At 66.3% G+C, this 17,650-nt stretch carries 16 protein-coding genes; 12 read left to right on the forward strand and 4 right to left on the reverse strand.

Annotation, left to right across the window (positions count from 1 at the left end; genetic code table 11):
* Positions 1 to 3: 3 nt before the first annotated feature.
* From ABIC78_RS01530 to ABIC78_RS01570, 9 genes are all read left to right on the forward strand, one after another.
* Positions 4 to 891: an aldose 1-epimerase family protein gene (locus ABIC78_RS01530; RefSeq protein WP_062783519.1), complete on the forward strand. Its 888-nt coding sequence runs from the start codon at positions 4 to 6 to the stop codon at positions 889 to 891.
* A 12-nt stretch (positions 892 to 903) separates the two neighbouring features.
* A complete protein-coding gene (locus tag ABIC78_RS01535; RefSeq protein ID WP_022676507.1) occupies positions 904 to 2,427 on the forward strand; it encodes a peptide chain release factor 3 in 1,524 nt (507 codons plus the stop codon).
* Positions 2,428 to 2,561: 134 nt separating this feature from the next.
* Entirely contained in the window at positions 2,562 to 3,431 is an 870-nt protein-coding gene (locus tag ABIC78_RS01540; protein ID WP_022676508.1) for an alpha/beta fold hydrolase, read from the forward strand.
* A gap of 17 nt (positions 3,432 to 3,448) precedes the next feature.
* Complete coding sequence (locus ABIC78_RS01545) at positions 3,449 to 4,177, forward strand: endonuclease/exonuclease/phosphatase family protein (RefSeq protein WP_107716456.1); 729 nt, start codon at positions 3,449 to 3,451, stop codon at positions 4,175 to 4,177.
* A 175-nt stretch (positions 4,178 to 4,352) separates the two neighbouring features.
* The gene (locus ABIC78_RS01550) at positions 4,353 to 4,691 is read left to right on the forward strand and encodes a P-II family nitrogen regulator (RefSeq protein ID WP_022674711.1); all 339 of its coding nucleotides are present in this window, start codon (positions 4,353 to 4,355) and stop codon (positions 4,689 to 4,691) included.
* Between the two features lie 23 nt (positions 4,692 to 4,714).
* On the forward strand, positions 4,715 to 6,127 hold the full coding sequence (locus ABIC78_RS01555; RefSeq protein ID WP_107716457.1) for an ammonium transporter: 1,413 nt from the start codon (positions 4,715 to 4,717) through the stop codon (positions 6,125 to 6,127).
* A gap of 225 nt (positions 6,128 to 6,352) precedes the next feature.
* Entirely contained in the window at positions 6,353 to 8,605 is a 2,253-nt protein-coding gene (locus tag ABIC78_RS01560) for a putative bifunctional diguanylate cyclase/phosphodiesterase (RefSeq protein WP_245652445.1), read from the forward strand.
* A 41-nt stretch (positions 8,606 to 8,646) separates the two neighbouring features.
* Complete coding sequence (gene hisC / locus ABIC78_RS01565; protein WP_354487426.1) at positions 8,647 to 9,804, forward strand: histidinol-phosphate transaminase; 1,158 nt, start codon at positions 8,647 to 8,649, stop codon at positions 9,802 to 9,804.
* On the forward strand, positions 9,801 to 10,742 hold the full coding sequence (locus ABIC78_RS01570; protein WP_354487428.1) for a prephenate/arogenate dehydrogenase family protein: 942 nt from the start codon (positions 9,801 to 9,803) through the stop codon (positions 10,740 to 10,742). Before hisC ends, ABIC78_RS01570 begins: the two co-directional genes overlap by 4 nt.
* A gap of 12 nt (positions 10,743 to 10,754) precedes the next feature.
* On the opposite strand, the gene ABIC78_RS01575 is transcribed toward ABIC78_RS01570, so the two are convergent.
* From ABIC78_RS01575 to ABIC78_RS01585, 3 genes are all read right to left on the reverse strand, one after another.
* Complete coding sequence (locus ABIC78_RS01575) at positions 10,755 to 10,898, reverse strand: hypothetical protein (protein ID WP_354487430.1); 144 nt, start codon at positions 10,896 to 10,898, stop codon at positions 10,755 to 10,757.
* Between the two features lie 55 nt (positions 10,899 to 10,953).
* Entirely contained in the window at positions 10,954 to 14,091 is a 3,138-nt protein-coding gene (locus tag ABIC78_RS01580) for an autotransporter domain-containing protein (protein ID WP_354487432.1), read from the reverse strand.
* A 144-nt stretch (positions 14,092 to 14,235) separates the two neighbouring features.
* A complete protein-coding gene (locus ABIC78_RS01585; RefSeq protein WP_166643336.1) occupies positions 14,236 to 14,595 on the reverse strand; it encodes a hypothetical protein in 360 nt (119 codons plus the stop codon).
* Between ABIC78_RS01585 and ABIC78_RS01590 the strand changes: the two genes are divergently transcribed.
* Together ABIC78_RS01590 and ABIC78_RS01595 are read left to right on the forward strand one after the other, a co-directional pair.
* Positions 14,578 to 15,144 carry an RNA polymerase sigma factor gene (locus tag ABIC78_RS01590; RefSeq protein ID WP_231627661.1) on the forward strand — a complete coding sequence of 189 codons (567 nt, stop codon included), beginning with the start codon at positions 14,578 to 14,580 and terminating at the stop codon, positions 15,142 to 15,144. The two genes, ABIC78_RS01585 and ABIC78_RS01590, sit on opposite strands and share 18 nt — an antisense overlap.
* 50 nt (positions 15,145 to 15,194) lie before the next feature.
* Positions 15,195 to 16,076, forward strand: a complete 882-nt coding sequence (locus tag ABIC78_RS01595) for a hypothetical protein (RefSeq protein WP_354487435.1) — start codon at positions 15,195 to 15,197, stop codon at positions 16,074 to 16,076.
* A 23-nt stretch (positions 16,077 to 16,099) separates the two neighbouring features.
* On the opposite strand, the gene ABIC78_RS01600 is transcribed toward ABIC78_RS01595, so the two are convergent.
* On the reverse strand, positions 16,100 to 16,852 hold the full coding sequence (locus ABIC78_RS01600; protein ID WP_354487437.1) for an AcvB/VirJ family lysyl-phosphatidylglycerol hydrolase: 753 nt from the start codon (positions 16,850 to 16,852) through the stop codon (positions 16,100 to 16,102).
* A gap of 66 nt (positions 16,853 to 16,918) precedes the next feature.
* Between ABIC78_RS01600 and ABIC78_RS01605 the strand changes: the two genes are divergently transcribed.
* Positions 16,919 to 17,605, forward strand: coding sequence for a winged helix-turn-helix domain-containing protein (locus ABIC78_RS01605; protein WP_107716463.1), 687 nt, complete (start codon positions 16,919 to 16,921; stop codon positions 17,603 to 17,605).
* Positions 17,606 to 17,650: the final 45 nt, after the last annotated feature.

Below are 17,650 nucleotides of genomic sequence, written 5' to 3' on the forward strand. Positions count from 1 at the left end.
GCCATGACCCAGCCTGCTCTTGTCACGATCGCGTCCGAGACGCTGACCGCCGCGATCAATCCGCTGGGGGCAGAGCTGTGGTCGATCACCGACCGCGCCGGGCAGCAGTGGATGACCGATGCCGATCCGGCGTTCTGGACCGGCCATGCGCCGGTGCTGTTCCCGATCGTCGGGTCGCTGGCGGGTGATACGCTGCATCACGATGGCAAGGCCTATACGCTGCCGCGCCATGGCTTTGCCCGCCGGTCTGATTTTGCGCTCGTCGCCCATGATGGCGCCACGGCCCATTTCCGCCTGCGCGATTCGGCCGAGACGCGGGCGGTCTATCCCTTTGCCTTCGTGCTCGACATGGCCTTTGCCGTGGAAGGGGCGACTCTGGCGGTGACCGCGACCGTCAGCAATCCGGGTAATGAAACGCTGCCGTTCAGTTTTGGCTATCACCCAGCCTTTGCCTGGCCTTTGCCGGGCAGCACCGACAAGCATGCCCACCGCCTGGTCTTCACCAAGGACGAGCCCGAGCCGATCGCGCGGGTCAACAAGCAGACCGGGCTGGTGCTCGAACGCCGTTATGCCACCCCGGTCCGCGGCCGCATGCTGCCGCTGCGCGAGCAACTGTTCACCAACGACGCGGTGATCTGGACCGACCTCGCCAGCCGCGCGCTGACCTATGGCGTGGAAGGCGGCCCGGCACTCGACGTGGCGTTCCCCGACATGGCGATGCTGGGCCTGTGGCAGGTGCCCGGCGCGCACTATATCTGCATCGAGCCCTGGGCCGGCCACGCCGATCCCGAAGGCTTTACCGGCGATATCACGCAAAAGCCGGGCATCGTCCTGCTTGCCCCGGGCGAGAGCCGCAGCTTCCGCATGGACGTGACCGTCAGGGGCGGCTAAGCGGCGCGGACTATGTCCAATCGCCGCACCTTTGCCATCATTTCCCACCCCGACGCGGGCAAGACCACGCTGACGGAAAAGCTGCTGCTGCAAGGCGGCGCCATCCACCTGGCTGGCGAAGTGAAGGCGCGCGGCCAGGCGCGGCGTGCCCGGTCTGACTGGATGAAGATCGAGCAGCAGCGCGGCATTTCGGTGACCTCTTCGGTGATGACGTTCCAGAAGGACGGCACCGTCTTCAACCTGCTCGATACCCCGGGCCACGAAGACTTTTCCGAAGACACCTATCGCACGCTCACCGCGGTCGATTCGGCGATCATGGTGATCGACGCGGCCAAGGGGATCGAGCCGCAGACGCGCAAGCTTTTCGAAGTGTGCCGCATGCGTTCGGTGCCGATCATCACGTTCGTCAACAAGGTGGACCGCGAAGGCCGCCCGGTGTTCGAAACGCTCGACGAGGTGGCCGATGCCCTGGCGCTCGACGTTGCGCCGATGAGCTGGCCGGTGGGCATGGGCGGCATCTTCGAAGGCGTCTATGACTTTGCCAGCGAAACCATCGCCCGCCCCGAAGGTGACAGCCGCGAGTTCCTGGGCAAGCGCGATCCGGCCGCTGGGGCCATTCCCGATGAATTTGCCGAAGAGATCGAGCTGGGCCGCGAAGGCTATCCGCAGTTTGATCTGGCCGCCTATCGCCATGGTGACTTGACCCCGGTCTATTTCGGATCGGCGCTCAAGAACTTTGGCGTGGCCGAACTGATCGCCGCGATCGACCGCTTTGCCCCGCCGCCGCGCCCGCAGGCCAGCGACCAGGGCACGATCGACCCGACGCGCGAGGACGTGACCGGCTTCATCTTCAAGGTGCAGGCCAACATGGACCCGCAGCACCGTGACCGCATCGCGTTCATGCGCATGGTATCGGGCACGTTCAAGCGCGGCATGAAGCTGACCCCCTCAGGCCTGGGCAAGCCGATCGCGGTGCATTCGCCGATCCTGTTCTTTGCCCAGGACCGCGAGATTGCCGATAGTGCCGAAGCGGGCGATATCATCGGCATTCCCAACCACGGCACGCTGCGCGTGGGCGATACGCTGTCGGAAAAGAACGACGTGCGCTTTACCGGGCTGCCCAACTTCGCGCCCGAAATCCTGCGCCGCGTGGTGCTGAAAGACCCGACCAAGACCAAGCAGCTGCGCAAGGCGCTCGACGATCTTTCCGAAGAGGGCGTGATCCAGGTGTTCTACCCGGAAATCGGCTCACAGTGGATCGTCGGCGTGGTCGGGCAGCTGCAGCTCGACGTGCTGATCAGCCGATTGGAAGCGGAATACAAGGTCGAGGCCGTGCTCGAACCCTCGCCGTTCGATACTGCGCGCTGGCTCAAGGGCACGCCCGAAGCCTTGCGGGCCTTTGCCGATTTCAACCTGTCGAACCTGGCCAAGGACCGCGATGGCGATCCCGTCTTCATGGCGCGCTCGGCCTGGGACGTGAGCTATCAGCAGGAACGCAACCCCGACCTGGCATTCAGTGCCACCAAGGAGCGTTAATGTGGTGACCGAAATTCGCTGAAGCGGATTTGGCGGTACCAGCGCCGGGAATACCCCCGCGGTATTTCCCCCAAGTCGGTGACAGCATGGTTCCCGCTCTTGCCAGCGCAGTGCAGCATGGGCAGGGTGGGGCCATGAATCTGCTCGGTCCCACTTCGAACACCTTCATCTCGCAACGCCTGCGCCTCCACTATGTGGATTGGGGCAATGCCGAGAAGCCACCGCTGCTGCTGATCCATGGCGGGCGCGACCATTGTCGCAGCTGGGACTGGACGGCCGAGGCGCTGTGCGAGGATTGGCATGTCATCGCGCTCGATCATCGCGGCCATGGCGACAGCGAATGGGCCTCTGACGGCAACTATCGCGTGATGGACATGGTCTATGACGTGGCGCAGCTGATCCACCAGCTGGGCCTGGCGCCGGTGACCATCGTGGCCCATTCGATGGGCGCGGCCGTGGCGCTGCGCTATGCCGGGCTGTTTCCCGAAGACGTGGCCAAGCTGGTGGCGATCGAGGGCATTTTCCCCACCCCCGACTGGGAAGCGCGCATGCGCGCCGTGCCCTTTGCCCGCCGCATCCGCGATTATATCGCCGAAAAGCGCAAGGCCGCCGGGCGCCTGCCGCGCCGCTATCCCACGATCGAGGCGGCGATTGCCCGTATGAAGGCGCAGAACCCCTATATCAACGACGCCCAGGCCCGCCATCTGACGATCCACGGCATCAACCGCAACGAAGACGGCACGTTTACCTGGAAGTTCGATCCCTACGTGCACATCGAACACCCCTACGACATTTCCCAGAACCGCAAGCACGAGCTGTGGGAGGCGATTACCAGCCCCACCCTGCTGCTCAACGGCGCGGATTCCTGGGCGGGCAATCCGATTCGTGACGGGCGGATCGAGCACTTCCGCTCGGCCGAGGTGGTCGAATTCGAGAACGCCGGGCACTGGTTGCACCACGACCAGTTCGATCGCTTCGTCGCCACCCTGCGCGATTTCCTCTGACCGCGCGGGTGCCGGCCATGCAGGCGGCCGATTCGCTGGTCTTTGCCAGCTACAATATTCACAAGGGCGTGGGCGCGGACCGGCGCTGCGATCCTGAGCGCATCCTGATGGTGTTGCACGAGGTGGGCGCCGACGTGATCGCGCTGCAGGAAGCGGACAATCGCTTTGGCACGCGCGAGGCGGTGATCCCGCCCACACTGCTCGCGCACGGCAGCCCGTGGCGTGCGGTGGCGCCTGGCGTGATCGATCGCGCGCGCCGGGCGGGCAGCCTGGGCTGGCACGGCAATGTCATCCTGGTGCGGCGTGACCTGGTGGTGACCGGGTGCCATGCCGTGCCCCTGCCCACGCTGGAGCCGCGCGGGGCGGTGGCGGTGGATCTCGAATGGGCCGGGCAGGGCGTGCGCGTAATCGGCATGCATCTCGACCTGTCGGGCCTGCGCCGCCGCCAGCAGGTGCGCGTTGCCTGCGCGGCGGCCGGGCGCGGCCCGCGCGTGCTGATGGGCGATTTCAACGAATGGGCGCCGCGCGGCGGCGCGCTCCAGGCCTTTCCCGGCGATCTTTCAGTTCTCGCGCCCGGCCGCAGCTTTCCCGCGCGGCGCCCGCTGGGCCAGCTCGACCGTATCGTCGCCAGCCACGACTGGGTGGTCGACGGCATCGGCGTGCACCATAGCCCCCTGGCGCAGCAGGCGTCGGATCACCTGCCGGTATGGGCACGGCTGCGGCTGAGTGGGAAAGCTCCTGCCTAAAATTTAGGCAGATTCTGTGCGCTGCACAAGAATCGAGCGGCGGCGAAACGCTCGACAATGGATATGGTTTCCGTGAATCGCTGATTTCGTAAAAAAACGGATTTGGCACGCCCCTTGCTTTAACAATTCATGCCGGTTCCGCACCGGCTGGTTGAGGCCGTGAAAGGGGGCATGAATGAAATTCATCATCGCCATCATCAAGCCGTTCAAGCTCGACGAAGTGCGTGAAGCGCTGTCGGGTCTGGGCGTTGCTGGGATGACGGTGTCGGAAGTGAAGGGTTTTGGCCGACAGAAGGGCCAGACCGAGATCTACCGCGGCGCCGAATACTCCACGAACATGCTGCCCAAGGTGAAGCTCGAAATCGCTGCCAGCGACGACCTCGCGGCGCAGATTGTCGAGACCATCCAGCAAACCGCCAGCACCGAGGCGATCGGCGACGGCAAGATCTTCGTGCTCGATCTCGCTTCGGCGGTGCGCATTCGCACCGGCGAAAGCGGCGATATGGCGCTGTGACTTCCGAACAGAGGGGAAACCATATGATCCGCAAGATGATCAGTGGCATGACGGCAGCCGGGCTCAGCCTCGGCATGGCCTCTGCCGCCTTTGCGCAAACCGGGCCGATCAAGGCCCCCACGGCCGACCAGATGGCCACCATGGTCAACAAGGGTGACGTCGCCTGGATGCTGGTCTCGGCCGCTCTGGTGCTGATGATGAGCATCCCCGCCCTGGCGCTGTTCTACGGCGGCCTGGTGCGCACCAAGAACATGCTTTCGGTGCTGATGCAGGTGCTGATGATCGTGTCGGTCGCGGCGCTGTGCTGGGTCTGCTGGGGCTATTCGATGGCCTTCACCGGCGGCTCGCCCTATGTCGGCGGCTTCTCCAAGATGTTCCTGGCGGGGGTTTCCACCTCGACTTATGCAGCGACGTTCTCCAACAACGTCTACCTGCCCGAATATGTCTATGTCATCTTCCAGATGACCTTCGCCTGCATCACGCCGGCGCTGATCGTGGGCGCCTTTGCCGAGCGCGTGAAGTTCACCCCGCTGATGATTTTCACCGTGCTGTGGCTCACCCTGGTCTATTTCCCGATGGCCCACATGGTGTGGTACTTCGCCGGTCCTGACTTCCTGTCGTCCAACACCTCCGACGCCGGCCTGATCTATGGCTGGGGCGGCCTGGACTTTGCCGGCGGCACCGTGGTGCACATCAACGCCGGTATCGCTGGCCTCGTCGGCTGCCTCGTGATCGGCAAGCGCCTGGGCTTTGGCAAGGAAGCCACCCCGCCGCACTCGCTGACCATGACCATGATCGGCGCCTCGCTGCTGTGGGTGGGCTGGTTCGGCTTCAACGCCGGTTCGGGCCTGGAATCGAACGCGGCCACCGCGCTCGCCTTCATCAACACCTTCGTCGCCACTGCCGCCGCCGCCGTCTCCTGGTCGGTTGTCGAACAGATCAAGCATGGCAAGCCCTCGATGCTGGGCGCTGCCTCGGGTGCCGTCGCCGGCCTCGTCGCGATCACCCCGGCGGCCGGCTATGCCGCGCCGATGGGCGCCATCGTCCTCGGCCTCGTCGTCTCACCGATCTGCTTCTTCTTCGTCACCACCGTCAAGAACGCCCTCAAGTATGACGACACGCTCGACGTGTTCGGCGTGCACTGTGTCGGCGGGATCGTCGGCGCCATCGGCACCGCCATCGTGGCCGACCCGTCGCTGGGTGGCCAGGGCTGGATCGACTACACCGTGTTCCCCGCCAAGGCCGGCACCTATGACATGGTTGCCCAGATCATCACCCAGGTGAAGGCCGTGTGCGTCACCCTGGTGCTCTCGGGCGGTGTCTCGGCGGTCCTGTTCATCGCTCTCGACAAGACGATCGGCCTGCGTCCGACCGAAGAAGCCGAGCGCGAAGGCCTCGACATCTCCGAACACGGCGAACGCGCCTACAACATGTAAGTTTTCACCAGCTTGGCGGGGTGGGGGGCCTGATCCTCTCCCTCTCTCCCCCTCCTCCGCCAAACCATGTTCCTCCTGCGAACGACCTGGGCCGGAAGCGCACGCGCTTCCGGCCTTCTTTTTTGTTCGCTCGGCAGCCCCCGGGCGGCTTTGCAAAGTTAACGATCACGCAATCGTCCCATCGTAGAACACCTGAGCGAAAGCGTCCCTTGGGCGGAGATTCTGATGGTGATCCGGCGCATGGCCTGGGGCAGGCCAGGCAACAGTGGTAATGAACGGTCCGATGGTGTTGCGGGCGCGCCTGCCGCTGCGCCCACGGCCAGGGATGCCGCCAAGGCCACTGGCCTCGCGCCCGATCATGCCACCGCGCTGTGCCGCGCCTATGAAGCGCTTGGGCTGGGGGCGTTCTGGTCGAGCGATGCTGATGGCCGGCTGACCTACCTATCCCCTGCCGCGCGCGCGCTGCTTGCGGGCGAAGGCGACCCGCTGGGCCGCACCCTGCTCGATCTGTTCCACCACGATGAAACCCAGGGCGACAATGGCAGCGAGCGCTCGCTGCGCTTCGTGCTGGCGCGGCGCACCCGCTTTGAACGGCTGACCGTGCGCACCGGGCCGGCCAGCCAGCCGCGCTGGTGGTCGTTGTCGGGTGAAGCCGTGCACCATCGTGGCCAGTTTGCCGGCTTCCACGGCCATTGCGCCGATATCAGCGACCAACGCCGCCATGCCGAGGAAAGCTCGCACATGGCGCTGCACGATCCGCTGACCGGCCTCGCCAATCGCCGCCACATGAACCAGACGCTGGCGCGCAAGCTTGCCGCGCTGGCCTCCACCCGGCGCGGGTGCGCCACGATGCTGATCGATCTCGATCGCTTCAAGCAGGTCAACGACACGCTGGGCCACGCTGCCGGTGATGCCCTGCTCAAGCAGGTGGCAGATCGCCTGGTGCGCCTGGTGGGCGATGCCAGCCGCGTGTGCCGGCTGGGCGGCGATGAATTCCAGATCATCCTGCCCGAGGTGGAGGATCGCGGCCATCTGGGCGAACTGGCCGAAGCCCTGATCGAGGATATTTCCCAGCCCTATCTGATCGATGGCAGCCGCTGCCTGATCGGCGCGTCGATCGGCGTGGCGATTGCCCCGTTCGATGGCGCGGCGGCCGACGACCTGGTGCGCAGCGCCGATCTTGCGCTCTATGCCGCCAAGGGCAGCGGGCGCGGGCGCTTCCGCTTCTTTTCCAGCGACCTGCTCAAGGCGGCGGAGGATCGCAAGGCCTTGGAGGAGGACCTGCACGATGCCCTGGCGCAGGGCCAGTTTGCCCTGCACTACCAACCCATCGTCAAGGCGCAGAGCAACCAGGTGATCGGGGTGGAGGCGCTGCTGCGCTGGAACCATCCCGAACATGGCCAGGTATCGCCGGCGCGGTTCATCCCCATTGCCGAGGAATCCAATCTCATCCGCACGATCGGCGAATGGGTGTTGCGCAAGGCCTGCGCCGATGCGGCTGGCTGGGAAGTCCCACTGCGCGTGGCGGTCAATGTCTCGCCCGTGCAGTTTGCCGACGAGGCATTTCCTGCGCTGGTCACCTCGGCCCTTGCGCAATCCGGGCTCGATCCCGCGCGGCTGGAACTGGAAATCACCGAAGGCGTGTTTCTGGAAGAAGGCGGCCAGACCGATGCGCGGTTCAACGCGCTCAAGGGCCTGGGCGTGCGCCTGGCGCTCGATGATTTCGGTACCGGCTATTCCAGTCTCGGCTATCTCAAAAGCGCGCCGTTCGACAAGATCAAGATCGACCAGTCGTTCGTGCGCGGCGCGACCCAGCCGGGCAACCGCAACCGTGCGATCATCACCGCCATCGTCGCGCTGGCCCAGGCGCTGGATATGGAAACCACGGCTGAAGGCGTGGAAAGCTTTGACCAGTTCGACCTGATGAAAGCGCTGTGCGTCAGCCATGTCCAGGGCTTCATCTATAGCCAGCCGCTCGACAACGACACGTTCGTTGCCGGCCTTTCCGGCGGCGATTGGACCATCGAGCCATCCGGCCCGGCGCGCCAGCGGCATCAGCGGCAGGCGATGTTCCGCCGCGTGGGCGTGGTGCACGAGGATCACTATTACCCCGTGGTGCTGCGCAACCTCTCTAAATCGGGCGCGCTGATCGAGGGGCTGCTCGAAGTGCCGCTCGACACACCCTTCGTGCTTGATCTGGGCGATGGGCAACTGGTGGTGTCGCGCGTGCGGCGCAGCCAGGGCCATCAGCAGGGGCTTGAGTTCGAACAGGAACTGGTCAGCGATGGCAATGGCGGCCTGTGCACGCGCTATCGCGTCTCGCCCTATCAGCTTTCCGCTGCCGGGCTGACCCTGGGCGCCGGCCCCAACGGGCCGTTGCAGATCAACCGTGGCCCCAATGCCAAGGTGACCATGCCCGCCTTTGCCATGGCGACCGACTGGAACGGCGCCGGGCTCGCTTGGACGGATGCTGCGTAACGCTTGAATTGCGCGGTTCATGGCGTAAAGCCCATGCCATCATGACCGACCAGACCGCGCCCGCATCCGCCCAGACCGCCAGCCTCGACCGTTCGCGGCCGCAGCCCAAGGACTGGATCAAGGCGATCCATGCCTATGTGCCGGGCAAATCGGCCGGGCTCGATGGGCAGCCGCTGATCAAGCTGTCGGCCAATGAAAACCCGCTGGGCACCAGCGCGGCGGCCATGGCGGCGCGTGCGCAGGTGGCCAATGCCGCGCTCTATCCCGATCCTGACAGCAAGGATCTGCGCGGCGCGCTGGCCGCGCTGCACGGGCTCGATCCCGCGCGCATCGTGATGGGCACGGGTTCGGATGAACTGCTGCACATCGCGGCCCAGGCCTATGCCGGCGTCGGCGATGAAGTGCTGTTCGTGCGCTATGGCTTTTCGGTCTATCCGATCGCGGCACGGCGCTGTGGCGCCAGCCCGGTGGAAGCGCCCGACGCCGATTTCGGCACCGATGTCGATGCGTTGCTGGCCGCGGTGACCGAGCGGACCCGCGTGGTGTTCCTGGCCAATCCCAACAATCCCACCGGCAGCTATATCGGCCGTGCCGAACTGGCGCGGCTGCACGCCGGCCTGCGCCCCGATGTCTTGCTGGTGGTGGACCAGGCCTATGCCGAATATGTCGCGGCAGACGATGACGATGGCGCGCTCGATCTGGCGCGTACGGCCGCCAACGTGCTGGTCACGCGCACGTTCTCCAAGATCTATGGCCTGGCCGGAGAGCGGATCGGCTGGGCCACCGGGCCGGCCGACGTGATCGACATGCTCAATCGCATTCGCGGGCCGTTCAACGTCTCGCTCACCGGGCAGGCGATGGGGCTGGCGGCGGTGAACGACCAGGCGTTCGTCCAGGCATCGGCCGCACACAACCGGGCCGAGCGCGCGCGGTTCGTCGCCGCGTTGGAGGCGCTGGGCAACCACGGGCTGCGCGCGCTGCCGAGCCAGGCCAACTTCGTGTTGATCGAGTTTACCGGCGCGCTCACGGCAGAGGCGGCCTATCTGGGCCTGATGGATGCTGGGTATATCACCCGCTGGCTGCCCGGGCAGGGGCTGCCGCAGTGCCTGCGGATCACCATCGGCACGCCTGCGCAGATGGATGCCATCGCCGGCGCGCTGCGCACCATGGCAGATGCTGCGCCAGGCATGGCCCGGTGAGCGCTGCACCCTTCACGCGCATCGCCGTCATCGGTCTGGGCCTGCTGGGCGGATCGGTGGCGCTGGCGGCGCGCGCGCGCATGGCCGGGGTGATCGTTACCGGCTATGACGCCGATGCGGCGGTGCGGGCGCGCGCGGCGCAGATCGGCCTGGCCGACACCATCGCCGCCACGCCGGCGCAGGCGGTGGCCGATGCAGACCTCGTGGTCTTCTGCGTGCCGGTGGGTGCCATGGCCGCTGCTGCTGCTGCCGTGGCGCCGTATCTGCCCGCCGGCTGCGTGGTCAGCGATGTGGGGTCCAGCAAGGCCAGCGTGCTCAAGGCCCTGGGCGATGCGCTGCCCCATGCCATGATCGTGCCCGCCCACCCCGTTGCCGGCACCGAGCAGAGCGGGCCCGACGCCGGCTTTGCCACGCTGTTCGCTGGGCGCTGGTGCATCCTCACCCCGCCCGATGGCGCCGATGCCACGGCCGTAGCGCGCGTCGCCGCGTTCTGGGAAGGCCTGGGCGCGCGCGTCGAAATGATGGACGCGGCCCACCACGATCTGGTGCTGGCGGTGACCAGCCACCTGCCCCACCTCATCGCCTACACGATCGTGGGTACCGCGTCTGACCTGGAAGAGGTGACGCAGAGCGAGGTGATCAAGTATTCGGCCGGCGGCTTTCGCGATTTCACCCGCATCGCCGCCTCTGACCCGACGATGTGGCGCGACGTGTTCCTGCACAACCGCGATGCCGTGCTGACCATGCTGCAGGTCTTTACCGAAGACCTGACCGAGCTGCAGAAGGCAATCCGCAAGGGCGATGGCGCCGCGCTGTTCGACCATTTCACCCGCACCCGGGCGATCCGCCGCTCGATCATCGCGATGGGCCAGGACGATGCCCGCCCCGATTTCGGCCGCGATCACGGCGCCGTGGCGACACCTTCAACGCCAGACTGAGCCAGCGCGCCATCAGGCGTCGTTGGCGACGCCGGTGCGCTCTTCCTGGTGCAGCACGCGGGCGTGCCACAGGTTGCGGCCCACGAAGATCACCAGAATGATGGCCGCGATGATGATCGCAACGGTCAGGCCGGCGCGGCCAACCTGTGCAAACAAGAAAGGGGCGGCAACCGCGTGGTTGCCGCCCCCTTTTTTGCGCCAGGCGCCGTGATCAGAGCGCGATGCTGAGCGAAGCGCGCACGTTGGCGGCGATGCCACCGTTCTGCGGCTTTTCCGCGCCGGCCGAAATCTTCCAGGTATAGTCGAGACCGCCCTGGAGAATGCCGATCGAGCCGATCCAGGCCGACTGCACGTTTTCCGGGGTGAGCGTGAACTGCTGGCCCGAACCGAAGATCGCGGTGGTGGCGCCCAGGTCGCCCGACAGGTGGCTGCGGCGGCCCACGTCGGCTTCCACGGTGAACGGACGGCCTTCGTAGCTGCTCGGGCCGCTGCTCCACGCAAAGCCCAGCGTGGTGGTGGCGTTGACGGCCGTGCTGCTGCGGTCACGCACCAGCAGGATCATCGCGTCGGTGCCAGTTTCCTGGTAGCCGTTTTCCTTGAGGCGGAAGTATTCGATGTTCGCCTTGGGCTTGATCTTGAACGTGTCGCTCAGATCGATGTCATAGCTGAACCCGCCCGTGGCCGACAGCGAGTGGCCCTTCCAGCCGCCGTGCGCCGCATAGGTGATCGTCGCAGAGTCGACCGCGCCGGTGAAGGTGCGGTCAAGCTTGAACGACGAGCGGCCGTAGCCAACGCGGGCAAAGGTGTAGAGCTTGCCGAACGCCTTGCGCCAGAACGCGTTGATTTCGATGTTGTTCACGCCCAGCGACTGCTGGTTGTGGTTGTTCACCGTGCCGCTGGTCCAGTCGAAGTAGGCACCGATGTTGCCCAGCGCGGTGGCGCGTTCGAGCCCGAAGGACACGCCGCCGCCGCTCAGGCTGTAGCCGACCGAATCATCGTCGTGCTTGCTGGCGCGGAAATAGAGCGGCTCGAGCCACATGCCGGTGTTGCTGATCGTGAACAGCGACGAATCGTCGGCCACGTGCAGCGCTGCCTGGCGCGAACCACGCGTGACGAAATCGAACGCCCCGCCGGCATAATCGGGCAGCAGCTGGTTGAACTGGCTCTGCAGCGTCGGCGTATCGGTGACCTGGAGCAGGCTGGACTGCAGGTTGGTGTAGTTGGCCGCATTGCCGATGATCGCGTCATAGGCGGCTGCCTGGGGCGTGGTCAGGCCAAGCTGCGCGGCGGTCTTGCGCGACAGCGACAGGACGAGGTCGTTGCCGTTCTGCGAGATCGAACCGGTATAGAGCACGGGCAGCGACAGCGAGCTGGTGGTGACATTGCTGCCGCCGGTCAGCGTGCCGGCCGAGACGATGGTCTGCGGCGTGGTCGCGCTCAGGAACGAGGACACCGAGACGTTGATCTTGGCACCCGAGGCGAAGGTTGCGGTGTTGGCCACCAGCTTGGAAGCCGTGCCGGTGGAGTCCACATAGACGCCGAGCGCACCGCCCGAACCGACCGTCAGGTTGTTGATCGTGGTGGTGCCGACGGCATTGGCGCCGAACGAGCCGCCATTGACCGTCACGTTGAGCTGCGAACCGCCGGTGATGGTGCCGGCCCAGATCGCCGAACCGCCGATGGTCAGCGTGCCGACCTGGTCGTTGAGCGCCATTTGCCCGGTGAAGCGCGCGTTGGCGCTCATCGTCATCGAGGCGGTGCCCGAGGTGCCGAAATCGATGTTGCCGATCCACTTGGAATCGTCAGCCATGATCACGGTGTTGTTGCCGGTGCCGAGATAGGCGTTGCCGGTCACCTTGCCGGATTCGATGTCCACCGTGTCGTTGCCGCTGCCGGTGTAGATGTCACCGGTGATCGCGGTGTAGACCGGCGCGGTCGCCACGTTGTAGCCCGACGCGGCCTTGTCCGATGCCTGGCTGGTGACGCCGGTGGCATTGAGGTACTGCTTGATCGTCACGCCGCTGGTGTTGGCCGACAGATCGATCGCCGCGGTCTTGCCGGTCGATGCACCGCTGATGGTGATGAAGCCGGTGTTGTTGACGGTGTTGAGCGTGCCCGACAGATCGCGGATGCCATAGAGATTGCCCGAGGCAACCCCGCTGGCCGTCGCCTTGATCGTGCCTTCGTTGTAGAGCGACGTGGCCGTGACACCCTGGTTGAGCAGGATGGCGGTGGCATCGCCGTTGACCGTGGTGGCCGTGACGGTGCCGTGCACGCCGATGCCGTTGGGCAGGCTGACGGTGCCGCCTTGGCCGCCAACGACGACGCCATAGGCGTTGAGGCCGCTGTAATAGGCCGTGGCGCTGACGCTGCCGTCAACCGCAACCGAATAGGTGCCCGAAGTGGCCACGACCGAGCCGATCGTGGTGTTGCCGGCGCCACCGATCAGCAGCGCGGGGCTGGTGCCGTAGGACTGGATCGAACCGGTGGTTTCGGTGACGTTGTTGGTGCTCGACGCCACGGTCACGATCACGCCGCCGGTAACGTTGCCCGAAACCTGCACGGCGGCCTTGCCGCTGCTCAGCGCGGTGGGCGAGAGCGTCTGCGTGGTGCCATCGTCGGCGGTGTAGCTGACCGCCTGGGTCATGGCGCCGTCGATCTTGAACGCGCCGTTGATGTCGCCGTTGACGACAACCGCCTGCGCGCCGGTGCCGATCACCGCCACGGTGCCGCCGATGGCGAGGTTGCCGGTAACGGTGCCGGTGCTCACGCCAACCGAGTTGTCACCCTTGACCGAGATCGTGCCGGTATTGGTGATCGAACCGGTGAGCGGTGAACTGACGACGATGCCGCCCGAATTGTTGCCTTCCACGCCGATCGTGCCGGTGTTCGAGATCGTCGCCGTGGTGGCGTTGCCCGACAGGATGTGGATGCCATAGCGGTTGGTCAGCTGCGAGACCGAGCCATTGACGACCGAGCTGTTGCCCAGGACCGGCGGCGTATAGTCTTCGCTGACGGTGATCGTGCCATCGTTGGTGATCGTGGTGGTCACCCCGGCGTTGGCGACGATGCCGGCGCTGTTGCTGACCCCGGCGACGGTCAGCGAGCCACCGGAATTGACATTGACCGTGTTCGACGAATCGATCGTGATCGGAACGCCGCTGGGCAGCTTGATCGCGCCGCTGCCGTTGACGGTGATATTGCCGGCCGACGAGGTGTTGAGGGCAGTCAGCGTGCTGGTGCCCACCGTGGTATCGGCAAGCGCCGGGGTGGCAACGGCCACCAGGGCGGCCGGAATCGCCATGGTGGCGACGGTCGAAAGAAAACGAATCTTGGGGAGGCGCTGCATGGGCTCTCGTCTCGTTGGGCAAAAGGGCCAGCAGGGGCGGGCCGGTGGCAACATGGCGGGCTTCATATCCGGGGCAGGCCGGCTTTACCAGTGCCTGAAATGCGCCGTAACCACTATCCGTCGCAAGCGAAGATGAAGAAATGTTCAGACAATTTCCGTGACTGTAAATTTGCCGTTCAGACAAAACCCGCCAGCAGGGCTGTGGGACAAGGGAATGGACGGAGCAACCATCGTGCGCGACGGGTGGACCGCATGACCTTTTGCGGTGACTTGCAGGGCGAGCCCCTTTCCCCGGTCGAAGATCCTGGCGGTCTTCATCCGGCTGGACCAGTCATCGATCATCGACATGGCACTGCCGGGGCGCTTTCGCCCCGAGCGCTGCCTGTTGCCGAGCCGGAGCCGCCCCGCGATGGGCGGGGCCTGGCCCTGCGCGACGACGTGGCGCTGATGCGACGCGTGGGCGAGGGTTGCCAGGCATCCTTTGCCGTGTTGGTCGAACGCCATGCCGCTGCGCTCTATCGCGTGGCCGCCCGCATGCTGGGCGATGGCCACGATGCCGAGGACGTGGTGCAGGACTGCTTTGCCCGCATGTGGCAGAACGCGCCGCGCTGGCAGCCGACCGGCGCTGGCCTGGTCGGATGGCTGCATCGCGTGGCGATGAACCTGTGTTTCGATCGCAAGCGGCGCTTTCGCGTGGTGGTGACCGACGAGGTGCCCGATTGCGCCGACCAGGCGCCGCTGGCCGATCGCCTGATCGAACAGCGCCAGGCCTGTGCCCAGGTGGCGGCGGCGCTTGCCGATCTGCCTGAACGCTATCGGGCTGCCTTGGTCTTGTGCTATTACGAGAACTTCTCCAATGCACTTGCGGCACAGGTGCTTGATCTTAATATCAAGGCGATGGAGTCGCTGTTGTTCAGGGCGAGGCGGCAGATGCGTGAACTGCTTGAAGCGCGTGACATTACCTGCCGCGATGTGGCCTTTGCCGGCGCGGCCGACTTTGCCAATTCACCGGCCGCTCACGCTTTTGCTACGGGCGCAGGCCCCCGCGCGTGACCGACCAGCAGCCTCGCATCGCCGATCCGGGCCGGGATCAGGCGGCAGGCTTGTCAGCGGCCCCCTTGCGCCATGCCGATGCGTCGCCTGCCGACGCGGCGCTCGACCAAATTCTTGGCCTGCATGAAGCGCCGGCGCTGCCCCCTGGGCTGACCGCGCGCATCCTGCGCGACGTGCCCTTGCGCCCGCAACTGGCGATGCCGGGGTATGACAGCGCAGCCAGCGTGGCGATTGCCCCCATGCGCGCCGGCGCGCAGGTGGTTCCGCTGCGCGTGGTTGGCGGCACCGACCAGGGCGGAAAGCGCCCGATCGCAGCGCGTCTCACGGCCTGGCGCGGCGCGCTGTTGATGCTGGGCGGCACCGGCATCGGTGCCGTAGCAGCGAGCGTTGCCGCGATGGCGATCTTCGGCTCTCCGTTTCAGAATCAGGCCTCAGACCAGGCCGCCGTTGCCGGCCAGGCGGCGGGTGCGCCCGCCCTGGTGGCAGCGGCATCGTCGGCGCCAGCGACCGCGGCAGGATCTGCCAGCCCCGCGTCAGCCGGATCGGCGAACAAGGCCAGCGCCACGGCAGTGCCGGGGCAGGGCCAGGCCGATGCGCTGGCCGCGGCCACGCCGCCGGTGATCATCGTGCCGCCGGCCGCCGGCGCTCCAGGCCACGATACCAGCGATCCCGATCCGGTGCTGCCGCCGGCCGCAACCACCGATCGCGAGCGGCTGGCTGCGCAATCGCCCGATCCCGGCCCAGACCAACCCGGCCAGGTCGGGCCGACGCTGGGTGCCACCCGCGGTGCGATGGGGCCGTTCATGCAGCAGGGCTATGGCTATAGCGGCGCCATTGGCGGCGCGCCGGCAACGATGGGCCCGGGCAGCGCGATGCCCGGCACGATGCAGCCCATGCCGGGCCATCTTCCGGTCGGCCCTTCCCTGCCCTGATCTCATTGAGGACCTGATCTGATTTAGTGCATCGGCTCGGGCGGAAACAGCGCGGCATTGGCGGCGATACTGGCGATATCGACCTTGTACGCCGGGCCGCGTGGGCGCAGCGCATCAAGCTGGACATGGCTGGCCCCGGCAAGCTGGCCGGCCGCGCACAGGCCCTGGTCCTGGCTGCTTTTGGCAATGCAGGTCACCGGCAACCCGTTGAGCAGGCGCACGGTGCGGTACGGGTCGCTGTCAGGCGCGCCGGGGTGGATCAGGCCGCCCGGATTGGCCTGGAAATAGACCGCCGTTCCTGGCTGCACCAGCACGACCGAGGCGATGCGGCTGCGCAGATCGGCCGGCACGGCGCCCAGCCCGGTATCGAGAATGCCCGCGCCAAACGCCGCGCCGATCAGCGCGACCTTGGCGGCGTGGCTGCGGGCCAGCGCGGCGCGAATGGTATCGGCCACCAGGGCATCGACAAAGGCGCGATCGCGCGTCAGGCGGAACAGCGCCGGCGAATCCACTGCCATCACCGCCAGGCCCTGGCGGCGCAGCGCCGCCACGGTGCGGCAGCCGGCGCCAAGCCGCAGGCCCATGTCGCCGGAAAAGTAGATCGCCACCAGATCCTGGCGTGGCTGGCCAAGCGCGGGGCGGTAGTGCATGGCCTGGGTATCGAAATAGCCGGCGAAATACCCGGTCGCGGCCATGGTCGCGCCTCCCAGCAAGGGCAGGGCGGCGGCAAGGGCAAACAGCTTGCGACCGGGAAAGCCAATAGCCATGATGGTCATGGCATGGCCCCCACGCCCTGTCCGGGCAGTGGGGGCAAGATTAACTCGTTGTCATGGAAGTGGCTTGTGGCCGGACGCATCCTCCTGGTTGAAGACGATCCCCAGATCGGGGACTATATCGCGCGCGGTTTTGCCGAAGAAGGCTATACCGTGGACCGCGCCGAAAACGGCCGGGACGGGCTGTTTCTGGCCACCGACAGTCAGTTCGACGTGGTCGTGCTCGATCGCATGCTGCCGGGCATGGATGGCCTTGCCGTGCTCAAGGCGCTGCGCGCGGCCGAGGTGGAGACGCCGGTGATCGTGCTGTCGGCGCTGGGCAGCACCGATGATCGCGTGTCTGGCCTGACCGCCGGGGCAGACGATTACCTGGGCAAGCCGTTCTCCTTTGCTGAATTGCTGGCGCGGGTCCAGGCGCTGACCCGGCGTGGCACTGGCCGGCAAAAGGCGCAGGACACCGTGCTGCGCTGCGCCGATCTGGAACTCGATCGGCTGACCCGCCAGGTAAAGCGCGGCACGCGCAAGATCACGCTGCAACCGCGCGAGTTCCGCCTGCTCGAATACATGCTGCTGCACCAGGGCGAGGTGGTTACCCGCACCATGCTGCTTGAAGCAGTGTGGGACTATCATTTCGATCCCGGCACCAACGTGATCGACGTGCACATCAGCCGCCTGCGCCGCAAGATCGACGATGGCGAGGAACAGGCGCTGTTCCACACCGTGCGCGGCGCGGGCTATCGCATGGCGGCCGACTGAGCATGGCCGGGCCGATGATGCCCAGATCGAACATAGGCGGGCTGT

It is taken from the genome of Novosphingobium sp. 1529 (assembly GCF_040544855.1).
GTDB lineage: Bacteria > Pseudomonadota > Alphaproteobacteria > Sphingomonadales > Sphingomonadaceae > Novosphingobium > Novosphingobium capsulatum.

Coding starts and splice junctions, on each gene's coding strand:
- ABIC78_RS01545 (WP_107716456.1), top strand. CDS start 3,449: ATGCAGGCGGCCGATTCGCTGGTCTTTGCCAGCTACAATATTCACAAG.
- ABIC78_RS01530 (WP_062783519.1), top strand. CDS start 4: ATGACCCAGCCTGCTCTTGTCACGATCGCGTCCGAGACGCTGACCGCC.
- ABIC78_RS01560 (WP_245652445.1), top strand. CDS start 6,353: ATGGTGATCCGGCGCATGGCCTGGGGCAGGCCAGGCAACAGTGGTAAT.
- ABIC78_RS01580 (WP_354487432.1), bottom strand. CDS start 14,091: ATGCAGCGCCTCCCCAAGATTCGTTTTCTTTCGACCGTCGCCACCATG.
- ABIC78_RS01600 (WP_354487437.1), bottom strand. CDS start 16,852: ATGACCATCATGGCTATTGGCTTTCCCGGTCGCAAGCTGTTTGCCCTT.
- ABIC78_RS01585 (WP_166643336.1), bottom strand. CDS start 14,595: ATGGCGTTCGACCAACACGGCAAAGGATGCCTGGCAACCCTCGCCCAC.
- ABIC78_RS01550 (WP_022674711.1), top strand. CDS start 4,353: ATGAAATTCATCATCGCCATCATCAAGCCGTTCAAGCTCGACGAAGTG.
- ABIC78_RS01540 (WP_022676508.1), top strand. CDS start 2,562: ATGAATCTGCTCGGTCCCACTTCGAACACCTTCATCTCGCAACGCCTG.
- ABIC78_RS01555 (WP_107716457.1), top strand. CDS start 4,715: ATGATCCGCAAGATGATCAGTGGCATGACGGCAGCCGGGCTCAGCCTC.
- ABIC78_RS01535 (WP_022676507.1), top strand. CDS start 904: ATGTCCAATCGCCGCACCTTTGCCATCATTTCCCACCCCGACGCGGGC.
- hisC (WP_354487426.1), top strand. CDS start 8,647: ATGACCGACCAGACCGCGCCCGCATCCGCCCAGACCGCCAGCCTCGAC.